At 72.8% G+C, this 11,505-nt stretch carries 11 protein-coding genes; 4 read left to right on the forward strand and 7 right to left on the reverse strand.

Annotated elements, in window-relative coordinates; genetic code table 11:
• The 3 genes from ACESL7_RS07360 to ACESL7_RS07370 form a co-directional block, all read right to left on the reverse strand.
• A partial coding sequence (locus ACESL7_RS07360; protein ID WP_372892667.1) for a glucan biosynthesis protein occupies positions 1–1,413 on the reverse strand: 1,413 nt, incomplete at its 3' end.
• The gene (mdoH, locus tag ACESL7_RS07365; RefSeq protein WP_372892668.1) at positions 1,410–3,005 is read right to left on the reverse strand and encodes a glucans biosynthesis glucosyltransferase MdoH; all 1,596 of its coding nucleotides are present in this window, start codon (positions 3,003–3,005) and stop codon (positions 1,410–1,412) included. The genes ACESL7_RS07360 and mdoH, both read right to left, overlap by 4 nt.
• A 98-nt stretch (positions 3,006–3,103) precedes the next feature.
• A complete protein-coding gene (locus tag ACESL7_RS07370) occupies positions 3,104–3,661 on the reverse strand; it encodes a cytochrome b (RefSeq protein ID WP_372892669.1) in 558 nt (185 codons plus the stop codon).
• 282 nt (positions 3,662–3,943) lie between these two features.
• Between ACESL7_RS07370 and ACESL7_RS07375 the strand changes: the two genes are divergently transcribed.
• From ACESL7_RS07375 to ACESL7_RS07385, 3 genes are read left to right on the forward strand one after another with little or no spacing between them, the layout of a single operon-like run.
• Complete coding sequence (locus ACESL7_RS07375; RefSeq protein ID WP_372892670.1) at positions 3,944–4,510, forward strand: CDP-alcohol phosphatidyltransferase family protein; 567 nt, start codon at positions 3,944–3,946, stop codon at positions 4,508–4,510.
• On the forward strand, positions 4,507–6,147 hold the full coding sequence (locus ACESL7_RS07380; RefSeq protein WP_372892671.1) for a sulfatase-like hydrolase/transferase: 1,641 nt from the start codon (positions 4,507–4,509) through the stop codon (positions 6,145–6,147). Before ACESL7_RS07375 ends, ACESL7_RS07380 begins: the two co-directional genes overlap by 4 nt.
• The gene (locus ACESL7_RS07385; RefSeq protein WP_372892672.1) at positions 6,147–7,094 is read left to right on the forward strand and encodes a lysylphosphatidylglycerol synthase transmembrane domain-containing protein; all 948 of its coding nucleotides are present in this window, start codon (positions 6,147–6,149) and stop codon (positions 7,092–7,094) included. The genes ACESL7_RS07380 and ACESL7_RS07385 overlap by 1 nt, the downstream gene beginning before the upstream one ends.
• On the opposite strand, the gene ACESL7_RS07390 is transcribed toward ACESL7_RS07385, so the two are convergent.
• The 4 genes from ACESL7_RS07390 to ACESL7_RS07405 are packed head-to-tail and all read right to left on the reverse strand — an operon-like array spanning position 7,089 to position 10,084.
• Positions 7,089–7,916, reverse strand: a complete 828-nt coding sequence (locus ACESL7_RS07390; protein WP_372892673.1) for a RibD family protein — start codon at positions 7,914–7,916, stop codon at positions 7,089–7,091. The two genes, ACESL7_RS07385 and ACESL7_RS07390, sit on opposite strands and share 6 nt — an antisense overlap.
• Positions 7,903–8,700 carry a class I SAM-dependent methyltransferase gene (locus ACESL7_RS07395; protein WP_372892674.1) on the reverse strand — a complete coding sequence of 266 codons (798 nt, stop codon included), beginning with the start codon at positions 8,698–8,700 and terminating at the stop codon, positions 7,903–7,905. The genes ACESL7_RS07390 and ACESL7_RS07395 overlap by 14 nt, the downstream gene beginning before the upstream one ends.
• Before the next feature lies 1 nt (position 8,701).
• Positions 8,702–9,097, reverse strand: coding sequence for a 6-pyruvoyl trahydropterin synthase family protein (locus ACESL7_RS07400; RefSeq protein WP_372892675.1), 396 nt, complete (start codon positions 9,095–9,097; stop codon positions 8,702–8,704).
• A 9-nt stretch (positions 9,098–9,106) separates the two neighbouring features.
• Positions 9,107–10,084: a zinc-dependent alcohol dehydrogenase gene (locus ACESL7_RS07405; RefSeq protein WP_372892676.1), complete on the reverse strand. Its 978-nt coding sequence runs from the start codon at positions 10,082–10,084 to the stop codon at positions 9,107–9,109.
• A 391-nt stretch (positions 10,085–10,475) separates the two neighbouring features.
• Between ACESL7_RS07405 and ACESL7_RS07410 the strand changes: the two genes are divergently transcribed.
• Positions 10,476–11,216, forward strand: coding sequence for an FkbM family methyltransferase (locus ACESL7_RS07410; protein WP_372892677.1), 741 nt, complete (start codon positions 10,476–10,478; stop codon positions 11,214–11,216).
• The last annotated feature ends 289 nt before the right edge of the window (positions 11,217–11,505 follow it).

Raw genomic sequence — 11,505 nt, forward strand, 5'->3', positions numbered from 1 at the left:
GTCTTCCGGCGTCATCAGGAAGGTCACGCGCGTCCCGCGCCCGCCGGGCAGCGGGACGATCGCGAGCCCCGAGATCTCGGTTCCGCCGCGGGCCGAGACCTCGGGGGACAGGCCCTCGGGAGGACCGGCGAGGTCGATGACGAACCGCCGTGTCCCGGGACGGTCGTGTTCCCGTCCGCTCCGGCTTTGCAGGATGGCCCGGCGGGGGGCCACCTCGGGCGCGCTGCGCGTCCAGATCAGGTCGTAGTCGAACCGGTATTCGCGCCCGGCGGCCAATGGCCGCTCCGGGCGCCAGAAGGCGACGATGTTGTCCATGAACTCTGTGTCGGTCGGGATTTCCACCAGCACGACCGCCCCCCGACCCCAGTCCCCGGCCGGACGCACGATCGCGGACGGGCGGTCGTGGTAGCGCGCCTCGGTGTCCTCGAAGGCCGCGTAGCGGCGCGGGGTCTGAAACAGGCCGAAGCTGACGGGACCGTCGTCGAGAAAGGAAGAGATTTCCGTGCGGGCAGGGTTCGCGATCGGCCGCCAGAGCGACTCGCCCGCGCCGTTGCGGATGAAAAGCAGGTCGCTGTCGTGAACGCGCGGCCGGAAGTCGTCCGACACCGCCGCGCGCATCGGTCCCTTGAGATACATCGAGGTCAGGGGTGCCACGCCGGCATCCGCGATATCGCGGCGGGGGATCAGGGTCACGGCGATCCGCATCCGCGTGGCCGCCCCCGGCCGCAGCGTCATCTCGAGGTGGCCGGCCAGCGCGGGGCTGTCGATCACGCCCTCGATCCGGGCCGCGCCATCGGCGTCGGGGCGGTGCACCCGGAGCCGGGTGAAGCGCGGGAATTCCTCGGGCTCCGGCCTTCCCGTCCCGAGCGCGACGGCCCGGGCGGAGAGCCCGTAGACCATGGCGCGGCCGATCGCCCGGAAATAGCTCGCGCCCTGAACGACGAGGACCTCGTCCATGACACGCGCATCGCCGAGCGGGTGACGCAGCCGCAGTCCCGAAAATCCGGCCCCGGGCGCGGTGTCGGGCACGTCGTCGAAATACCGGGGCTCGAAGCTGAAGAGTTCCGGCGAAAACGCGACCTCGCGGAACCCGCCGCCGTCGCCTTCGGGGATCTCGATGCCGACGGGATCTGGGAAATACAGTCCGGGCGGCAGAAGATCGACCTCGTAACCCGGCCCGATGGCCAGATGCGCGGCCTGTCCCCGCCGGGGGCGGATGCCGCGGTACGCGTCGTAATCGAGATCGGCGAAGGGCGCGGGCAGCGGCGCCCGGTGCGCTTCGTGGGGCCGCGCGGCCAGTGCGCGTGCCGCCTCCAGCAGATCGCCTCCTGCATCGCCGGCCTGTCCGCGCACCCCGAGGGCCGGCGCCGCGCAGAGCGCCGTCGCGCCGGCGATGAACCCGCGCCGCCTCATGCCGGTGTCGCGTCGAGCACGCGCACGATGAGCGGCGCGCCGAGCAGGGGCAGGACCAGCGGCGCGAGCCAGAGGCTGGCGCCGGTGCCGAGCTGTGCCGCGATCGCGGCGATGGCGATCCCGGCGGCGGCCTCGGGCGTGCCGGCGGGGAGGCGCCATGTCGGCCGGCGTTCCGACTTCCAGCCGCAATCCCGACCCATCAGCACCGAGATCACCGAGGCGGTCTGGCGGACCATCATGATGGGCGCGATCAGCGTCGAGACGACGAGTTCGCCGGTCCACGCGCGGCAGGTCACCCACCGCCGCCGCGCGGTCCGGTCCCGGCCGATCCGGCCCGCCAGCGCGCAGAGTTTCGGGAGAAGAAGGACCGTCGCGACGAGCGCGAAGGGCAGAAGCCCCGCGACCGGCGCGAGTCCCGTGGCGATCAGGACAACCAGGATCAGCCAGATCGGCGCGGCGAGATAGCTGACGATGCCGGCGGCAAGGTGCACCCGGCTCATCGGGTGCAATCCCGGCTCCGTCAGCACGCGGAGGTGCTGCATGTTGCCCTGGCACCAGCGGCGGTCGCGCTTGTGGAACGCTTCGAGGCTTTGCGGCCCGTCTTCGGCGCTGCCGTCGAGACACGGATCGAGCTCGACCGCCCACCCGGCCCGGCGAATCCAGGCCGCCTCGATGAAATCATGGCTGAGGGGCGGGCCGCCGAAGGGCGCGCGCCCCGGCAGGCGGGGCAGGTCCACGGCCGCCCGGAAGGCCGCGACCCGCATGATCGCGTTGTGGCCCCAGTAGTTGCTGCTGCGTCCGGCCCAGGCCGCCATGCCGCGCCCGAAGTTCGACGACATCAACCGCACCGAGCTTCGCTGATGCCGGCCGAACCGGCTGCGCCCGGGGATGAGCCCCATCCCTGCCTGAAGAAGGCCGGTGGACGGACGCGCCTCGATCTGCCGGATCATCCGTCCGATGCGGCCGGCGGACATCCGGCTGTCGGAGTCCAGCACCAGCATGTAGTCGAAGGCCGAACCCCGCCATGCCAGCCACCCGGCGATATTGCCGGGTTTGCGCCCCGTGTTGCGGGCGCGCCTCCGGTAGTGGACGATCCCCGCGGCGACGAGGGGGCCGAACACCGCCGCCTCGCGGGCGACGGCCTCGGCCCCGGACGTGTCCGACAGCACGAAGATCTCGGTCGCCCCGTCGACTCCCTGGCCGAGCCCCTCGCGCCTCAGCGCCCTGTGCAGGCTTTGCAGGTAGCGCGCCACGGGCTCGGGCTCTTCCTTGCAGAGCGTCACGAGGATTGCCGTTCGCCCGCCCGGCGTCCATCCCGCCGGGGGGGCGGGGACGGCAACGGCGGACCGCGCGAGACCGATGATGGCGGTGGCGGCGCCGCCCGAGATCCACGCGGAGTTCACCGCCACCAGCGGCAGCGCGCCCACAGCGAGGGGCGTCCAGTCGGTGACCGATGCGGCGAAGAGCCAGGTGATCGCGACCGAGAATCCCGCGGTCAGAAGGATGAAGAGCCAGCGCGCGCCCGGCTCATCGCCGGCCGCTTCCGTGGCAGGCGTCTCCGCCGGGCGAAAGACCGTGTCAACGAGCGACATGGTGCTGGGGCTGCTCCCTGCCAGTGCGGGCCCGCGCGCACGCGGTTACGGCGATGGATCCTAGCGAGATATCGCGCGGTTCAGTGACGGCAAGCCCGTCAGCGGCGGCGCGGTCGGATCGGCGGCCAGATGCGCGAGATCACGCCGTCGCGCCTGACGAGGCCGTGGTGCAGTGCGGCAAGCACATGCACCCCCACGAGGGCGGTGATCAGGTAGGCGCCGTAATGGTGCGCGGTCTTCGCCGCCTCGGCGAGCGCCTCCGATTCCGGCACCAGCGGGGGCATGCCCGCCGCATCGAGCACCTCGATCGGAAATCCGCCCGCGACCACCCGAACGTAGCCCGCGACCGGCATCGCGATCATCAGGCCGTAAAGCGCTGCATGACTTGCCCCCGCGGCCCGCACCTGCCACGCTGGCAGCGTCGTCGGAAGCGGCGGCGCCGGTCGGGCCCATCGGTAGCCGAGCCTCAGGATCGCGAGCCCGAGGATCAGCACCCCCACGTTCTTGTGAAAGATGAAGAGCGTGTTCTGCAGCGACCGGCCCAGCCCCTCCTGGATCATCAGGAAACCGACCGGGATGGTGGCGAGCAAAAGCACCGCCATCGTCCAGTGAAAAAGCCGCGCGGGCGTTGCATATGCGGTGCTGGGCGTCGGCATGGTCATCCTGAAGGAAGCCAGATAGCGTCCCGCCCGCATCGATCAACCGCCGTCGCGCGGCCTTGACCATGTCCGCGTCGCGCTAACCTTCACGCGGTGACGATTTCGCAGACAGATCCGCCGCGCGTGGCGCGGGGCCTTTCGCGCGACCGTGGACGGGCGGCCGTGCGCGGTCGATTTGCCGCGGCTGCGCTTGCCGGGGCCGGCGGCGTCGCGCTGGCGTCTGGCGGTCTCCTTGGCGGGGGGGCCGTCGCGTCGGGCGCAGCTGTCGCGGTTTATCTCGTGGGCTGTGCGCTGGCCGTGGCCGCGATGCCCCGCGCGCATCCGCATGACGGCGTCGGTCTGGGCAACTTCGTGACGCTCGTTCGCCTCGCACTCACGGCATCGCTGACCGTGCCGGTGCTCATGGGTGGCGAGGTGGCCTGGCCGATCTTCTGGCTGGCGGCGGCGGCGCTGCTTCTCGACGGGATCGACGGGTGGCTGGCGCGGCGGCAACGCCTGACCTCGCGCTTCGGCGCGAGATTCGACATGGAAGTGGACGCGGCGCTCGGCCTCGTCCTCGCGCTGAACGCCTTCGCCGCCGGGACCGCCGGCCCGCTGGTTCTGCTGCTGGGGCTGCCACGCTATCTTTTCGCGGCGGCGGGCCGGGCGCTGCCATGGCTGGCGCGGCCCTTGCCGGAACGGTTCGGCCGAAAGGCCGCCTGCGTCGTTCAGATCGCCGCCCTGATCGCGGTGCAGCTGCCGATCCTGCCGCCGGCGGTCGCCGCGGCCGCCATCGCCCTTGCGGCGCTCGCCCTCGGCTGGTCGTTCGGGCGCGACATCCTGTGGCTCCGGCAGAGACGCGCGTGACGCAGCGCGGCCGACCCGGCGTGCCGCGGCTCGTGCTGGCGGCCCTCGTCCTGCACCTCGTGCTGGTCCAGCCCAACCATCCCGCCGCCCTGACCTGGCAGGCGCCCTTGCTCGTCCCGCTGGAGTTGCCGGTCATCCTGCTGACGCTCATGGCGGTTCGCGGCCGGCTCGCCACGACCCTGCGTCTCGCGATCACCGGGACGCTGACGCTGCTCGCGGTCTTGAAGACCGCGGATTTCGCGATGTCGGCCGCGCTCGCGCGCGGTTTCAATCCCGTGGCCGATCTCGCCCTGATCGAGGCGGGCCTGCGGCTTCTCGCCGGAACGATCGGCCCCCTTGCGGCCGGGATCGCGGCGCTGGGCGCGGCGCTCGCCGCGGTGGGCATCGCCGTCGCGCTCTGGTGGGCAACGGGCGTCTGGGCCGCGGTCGCGGTGCCGCCGGGCCTGACGCGGGCGGCCGCCGGCACCGGCGCGCTGGCCTTCGCGGTGCTGGCCACGCTGGAAATCGGGCAGGCGCTGGGGCGCTGGTCGCTGCCGGTGACCCCGCCGGGCGCAGCCTTCACCGCGCGCGTCGGCCTCGAACGGATCGCCCTCGCGCGCGAGACGCTCGCCGATCTGCGCGCCTTCCGCACGGCCGCTGTGCAGGACCCCTACGCGGGCGTCCCGCACCTCCTCGACGGTATCGACCGGGACGTGCTCGTCGTCTTCGTGGAGAGTTACGGGCGCACCAGCCTCGACACCGCCTTTTACGCCGAACGGCACCGCGCGACGCTGCGGCGGAACGCGGCGCAACTCGAGCGCCGCGGGCTGTCGATGGTCTCGGGGCTGCTCGAAGCGCCGACGCGGGGCGGGCAGAGCTGGCTCTCGCATGCGACCTTCGCCAACGGGCTCTGGATCGACGATCAGGCGCGCTACGGCGCCGCCTTGGCCTCGGGGCGCGAGACGCTTTTCCACGTCGCCGGGCGGTCCGGTTTCCACACCGCCGCGGTGATGCCGCAGATCACGCTCGACTGGCCTGAATCGGCGATGATGGGGTTCGAGACCATTCTCGCGGCCGACGACCTCGGGTACGAGGGCGCCGCCTTCAACTGGGTGACGATGCCCGACCAGTTCACCTTCACCGCGCTCGACCGGCTGCTGCGCACCCCCGAGACCGAGAGGCCCGTCTTCGCCCAGCTCGCCCTCGGCTCGTCGCACGCGCCCTGGGTGCCGGTGCCGGATCTCGTCGACTGGGACGCGATCGAGGACGGCCGGATCTTCAACGCGATGGCGGCGGGCGGCGATCCGCCGGAAGAGGTCTGGCGCGATCGTGACCGCGTGCGGCGCCAGTATCGCGCGGCGATCGACTATGCCCTCTCGACCGTCTTTTCCTATGCCGCCCGCCATGCCGAGGATCCGCCGCTGATGATCGTGCTCGGAGATCACCAGGCCGCGGATTTCGTGGCCCTCGACGACCGGGCGCAGGTGCCGATCCACGTCATCGGCCCACCGGATCTCGTCGCGCGTGTCGCCGCGTGGAACTGGACACCCGGGCTGATCCCCGATCCGGACACCGGGGTGATCCGCATGGACCGCATGCGCGACCGGTTGATCGAGAGCTTTTCCTCTGCCCCCGGTATCGCGGCACCGGGCGGCTGATGCTGCGGCCCGTCCCGCCCGGAGGCCTGCGCGCGGGCCAGATCGCGCTCGCCGCCGCGTTGCTGGCGCTGGTGTGGCATCTCGTCGGCGGCCGGGAGGCCCTGCGGAGCCTCGCCTCCGCGGATGCGGCATGGCTCGCCGCCGCCTTCGCCGCGCTGATCCTGCAGACCGCGTTGTCGGCGCTGCGGTGGCAGCTGACGGCGGGACAGCTCGGTATCCGCCTCGAGACCCCGGATGCGCTGCGCGAGTACTTCCTCGGTCAGCTGGTCAACCAGTCCCTTCCGGGCGGGGTGCTCGGGGATGCACGCCGGGCGATCCGGTCACGCGGAGATGCAGGGCTTCTGGCGTCGGGTCAGGCGGTGATCTTCGAGCGGCTGGCGGGGCAGGCCGGGCTCTTTCTCTGTGCCGCGGTCGCCTTCGCGCTGACCTTCGCGATCCCCGGCGGGGTCTCGTGGCCCGCATGGCTCGCGCTGCCGGTGGCGGCGCTTCTCGCCGCGGCCCTTGGCCTGCCGTTCGCTCTTCATGCCGCGCGGCGGCTGGGCGGGCGGGTCGGCCGGACGATCGAGGCGCTCTGGCGTCCCATGATCACGGCACTCGCCGCGCGCGACGTGATCTGGCGGCAGGTGGCGCTGAGCCTCGCGACCGCTGCCTGCAATCTCGCGGCCTTCGCCTTCTGTGCCGAGGCCGTCGGCCACGGGTTGCCGCCTGCGGCCGTCGCCGCCTTCGTCCCGCTCGTTCTGATGACCATGCTGGTTCCGCTGACGATCAGCGGCTGGGGACTGCGCGAAGGGGCCGCGGCCGCGCTCTTCCCGCTCGCCGGGTCCACGGCCAGCGGTGGGCTCGCCGCGAGCGTCGTGTTCGGCCTGACGATGATCCTCGCGGCGCTGCCGGGGATCCTCGTCCTGCTGCGTCAGCGTCTCACGCCGTTGGGCACGCGCGGGTCATGAGCCCGATACGCTCTGCGGCGCGTCGTGAAGCGGTCGGCTGGCCGCCTGCGCGGTGGGGCTCAACGCGCAATCGAACACCACGTCGGACCCGAGGGAGTAGACCCGCGTCTCGGGGCGCAGGGCATCCGACAGGCTTTCGGTGGGGGACGGCATGGTCAGGCTCTGTTGTCCCGCACCGATCAGAAGCGGCGCGACGGCCACCTGAAGCCGGGTCAGCAGCCCGGCCTCGAGGAAGCGCGATATCGTTATTCCGCCGCCCTCGATCATGACGGAGGAGAGGCCCGCCTCGCGCAGTGCGGCGAGGATCTCTTGCGGATCCAGCAGGTCCCCGCGCACCGGCAGGCGGATGACCTCGACCCCTTCGGGGCGCGGCCGGTCCGTCGCCTGAACGACGATCCGCCGGGCGCCGTCCGCCCGCAGCACCGGCGCGTCGTCGGGCAGCCGCCCCCGCGGATCGATCACGATGCGCGCGGGATTGCGGCCCTGACAGAGCCGCACGGTGAGCCGCGGAGTGTCGTGCAGCGCCGTGCGGACGCCGATCGCGACACCGTCGACGAGGGCGCGCATCCGGTGCAGATGGGCGAGCCCGTCCGGGCCGGAGACATCGCGGGCATCGCCCGTCACCGTCGCGATCCGCCCGTCGAGCGACTGCCCGATCTGGGCCACCGTGACCGGCCCGAGGTCGCGCCGCGCGAGCGGTCCGTAAAGCGCCAGCGCGGCGTCTTCGCCCGGGGTCCAGCCGCCGCAGCAGGTGCAGGAGGTCCCCTGCCGCACGGCCAGCAGCCGTTCCCAGACCTGCGATGTCACGTCAATCGGTTGCATGCGTGGTCTCCTCAGCCACTGTCGGGGGCAGGGCGAGAATGTCGCCATGGCCGATCCGGCAGGTCGTGCGGTCCGCCGCCGCCTTGCGCATCGCGCCCCACCCGGGCGCGCCGGTGGCGCCGGCCTCCTCGGCCGCCGCCGCGATCCCGTCAACGAGCGCGATCTGCAGCGCGCTCGACGCCGGGCCGAGGTGCCAGGGGCTCCTGGCCTGCCGGACCTCGAACCCGGCCGCGGCGAAAGCGGCCGCCCCCGCCGTGACCGCCTCCGGCCCGAGCGCCGGACCCAGCCCCTTGTCGCCGCGCTGGTGCCGGTTGAAGGCCGCCCCGACCCCGGCGTCGCCGGGATCCTCGGGGCTCCAGCGCATCTCGCCGTCGTAGGACAGCGCCGCGTAGAACGGAACGCGCAACCGCGCGGCAAGGTCCCGCACCCAGCGCGCCGGCACGAGATCCAGCAGCGCGCCCGCGGTCACGAGCGTCACATCCGCGAGCGGCAGGCGGTCGAGATCGTCCAGATCCAGCCGGTGCACCTGCGCCGTGGTCCCTGCGTCCTGCGCCGCATCGGCCGCACGGGACAGGAGCGCCGGATCGTTGTCCACAAGGTGCCAGCGCACGCGGCCCGGCAGGTGCGGGGCCATGGCCCGCATCGTCGCCCCGGTGCCGCAGCCGAGATCGAGGATCACCGGCGCCGGCCCCGCCGCCCGCGCAGCCTGTTGCAACAGATCGGCGTCGCGCGCCGCGCGGTCGGCCGGTTCGCGCAGGGCCAGCCAGTCGGCGGAAAAGCCCATCTCAGATCTCGCCCTCGTACCAGGCGCGCGCGACATGGCTTTCGTGCAGCAGGATGCGCAGCCTTTTCACGCGCCCGCCGTCCTGAAGGCGCCCGCCGCGGACAGCCTCCGCCATCCGGTCGAAAATGTGCCGGCACAGGAATTCGGTCGTCGTGAAGCGCCCCGCGAACTCCGGCACCTCGTCGAGGTTGCGGTACCGCAGCGGCGCCAGCACCTCTGTCAGGGCCTCCGTGGCGAGGCCGATGTCGACCACCAGCCCGTGGTCGTCGATCTCCTCGGTGTAGAAGGCCGCGTCCACGGTGAAGGTCGCGCCATGCATGCCCTGCGCGGGGCCGAACACGGGCGAGGGCAGGGAATGCGCGATCATGATGTGATCTCGGACTTCGACGGCGAACATGGGCGCTCCTCAGGTTCGTGGATATCGGATACGGTGACAGAGGGTGTCGGGATCGCCGAGGATCGCGCCGTATTGCGCGGCGAGATCCTCGAAGCGCGTCTCTCCCGAGATCAGGATGTCGAGCGCGGGATCGCACAGCAGGTCGAGCGCCTTGGCCATGCGGCGCCCGTGGGTCCAGCGCGCGGCCCGGTCCGGGGGCAGGTGGCCCACTTGCGAACTGACGAGACGCACCCTGCGGCTGTGGAAGGCGCCGCCGAGCGGGACGGGCGTCGCGCCCGCGCCGTGCCAGCTTGCCTCGACCACCGTCGCGTCCTGCCCGGCAAGCCCGAGCGCGAGGGCCAGCCCGTCGGCGGTCGCGCTGGTGTGGATGACCACGTCGCATGCGTCGGGGGCCCCGTCCGGCGCCCCTTTCGGCGTCTCGTCCGCCGGCGCGAAGCCGCAGCCCAGCGCATCGGCGAGCGCGGCACGTTCGGGGCGGCGGTCGACCAGCGTGACCTCGGCGCCGGGCAGCCGCGCCGCGAGATAGCCAGCCAGCGCGCCCACGACACCCGCGCCGATCACCGCGATCCGGTCGCCCGCGGCCGCGCCGCTGTCCCAGAGGATGTTCAGCGCGGTCTCCATGTTGGCCCCGAGCACGGCACGTTCGGGCGGCAGCCCGTCGGGCAGGGGGGTGAGCGCCGCCTCCGGCATGCGGAACCGGGTCTGATGGGGATGCAGGGCAAAGACGGCACGCCCCCTCAGGGCGCCTTCCGTCACGCGGCCGACGGCGCTGTAGCCGTATTTGACCGGGAAGGGGAACGCGCCCTCCTGCGCCGGTGCGCGCATCCGCCCGGCTTCGCTCTCGGGCACGCGGCCCTCGAAGACCAGCCGCTCGGTGCCGCGGCTGATCGCGGTAAAAAGCGTGTCCACGGCGACGCCGTCGCCGGGCTCGGCCGGGCGCGTCTCCGCCCGGCCGGGGCCGATACACCACAACGCCGTCGGGGTCATGGCGCCGGAAATCCCGGTCCGGCAGGTCCGCCCGCAGCAGGCGGCGCCGGCCACCCCGCGGGGTGCGGGCGCCGGGCAGGCACATGGGTGCCCTGATCCGCCGCTGGCGGGGCCGGCCTGCGCCCGTGGCGGCAGCCGAGCTCTCGACGGCGCCCGGCAGCGCGCCGGTCCGGGGGCGCGCCGGTCCGGTCGCCGGAAACATCGACGGGTGTGAGCGGTCGGGTCGTCAGCAAGGCCGGTTCCATCTGTCGCGATGCATCGTGCACAAGGTAGGCGTTGCAGGATCGAGGCAAGTCCGGCGGAGGGTTTCCGCCCAGCGCGCGCGGGGCCGGCGCTGGACGCCGGCCCGCGCGCGCTACCTGTTCGTCCTGACGCGCGAGGGGGCGCCGCGATGAAGCTGTGGCTCGGATTTCTCAGGTCGCTGGCGATCTACCACAATCCGCTGACGCTCGGGACATGGCGGCGCTTTTACAGGACGCAACTGGATCCGGGCGATCTGGTGTTCGATGTCGGTGCGCATGTCGGCACCCGCGCCCGCGCGATGCGCGCGGCCGGGGCCCGTGTCGTCGCACTCGAACCGCAGTATCCCTTCGCGGGCTTCCTGCGCCGCACCCTGCCGCGCGACATCGAGCTTGTCGAAGCGGCCGCCGGCGGCGCGGAGGTCGAGGCCGAGATGGCCGTGTCGTCGCGCCATCCCACGGTGTCGTCGCTGACGGCCGCCTTCGTCGAGGGCGCCGGGCGCGCGCCGGGGTTCGATCACGTCCGCTGGGACCGGACGCAGAGGGTGCGCATGGTCACGCTCGACGGGCTGATCGCCCGCTTCGGCTGCCCGCGCTACGTCAAGATCGACGTCGAGGGGTTCGAGATCGAGGTTCTCGCCGGGCTGTCCCGCCCGGTGCCCATGCTCTCGGTCGAGTTCCTGCCCGCGTTTCCGACGCTGACGCATGCGGTGATCGACCGGCTGGCCGACCTGGGCGCTTACCGCTTCAACCCCGTGCAGGGCGAAACCGGCGCGTTTCTCTGGTCGGACTGGCGCGACGCCGCCGCGACGAAGGTCTGGCTCGATACGCTGCCCGCGACCGCGACCTCGGGTGATCTCTTCGCGCGGCTGTCCTGCGCGAAGGGCGCCTGATGCGGGTCCGGCGCGCGCAGCGCCGACGGGCGACCCCCTTCGGACCGCTGCGCAGCGACGTCCGTGTCGGCCGGGAGATCGTCCGCGCGTGAGGAGTCGGTGGCCGCTCGTGCCCGTGCGGGGCAACGCGGTCGCGCGCCTGCCAAGCCCGCGCCGGCGCCGGGTCTGGATCGCGGTCGCTCAGACCGGGCCCCTCGCCACCCGTTCCAGAAGCGCGCCCGCGACCCCCGCCGCGTCCGTCCAGGAGGGCAGCGCCGCGCCCGCGCGGCGCGCCGCCTGCGCCTTGTCC

Origin of the sequence: Rhodosalinus sp. (assembly GCF_041685465.1) — a bacterium.
Lineage (GTDB): Bacteria > Pseudomonadota > Alphaproteobacteria > Rhodobacterales > Rhodobacteraceae > Rhodosalinus.

Coding starts and splice junctions, on each gene's coding strand:
- mdoH (WP_372892668.1), bottom strand. CDS start 3,005: ATGTCGCTCGTTGACACGGTCTTTCGCCCGGCGGAGACGCCTGCCACG.
- ACESL7_RS07410 (WP_372892677.1), top strand. CDS start 10,476: ATGAAGCTGTGGCTCGGATTTCTCAGGTCGCTGGCGATCTACCACAAT.
- ACESL7_RS07370 (WP_372892669.1), bottom strand. CDS start 3,661: ATGCCGACGCCCAGCACCGCATATGCAACGCCCGCGCGGCTTTTTCAC.
- ACESL7_RS07385 (WP_372892672.1), top strand. CDS start 6,147: ATGCTGCGGCCCGTCCCGCCCGGAGGCCTGCGCGCGGGCCAGATCGCG.
- ACESL7_RS07405 (WP_372892676.1), bottom strand. CDS start 10,084: ATGACCCCGACGGCGTTGTGGTGTATCGGCCCCGGCCGGGCGGAGACG.
- ACESL7_RS07400 (WP_372892675.1), bottom strand. CDS start 9,097: ATGTTCGCCGTCGAAGTCCGAGATCACATCATGATCGCGCATTCCCTG.
- ACESL7_RS07390 (WP_372892673.1), bottom strand. CDS start 7,916: ATGCAACCGATTGACGTGACATCGCAGGTCTGGGAACGGCTGCTGGCC.
- ACESL7_RS07395 (WP_372892674.1), bottom strand. CDS start 8,700: ATGGGCTTTTCCGCCGACTGGCTGGCCCTGCGCGAACCGGCCGACCGC.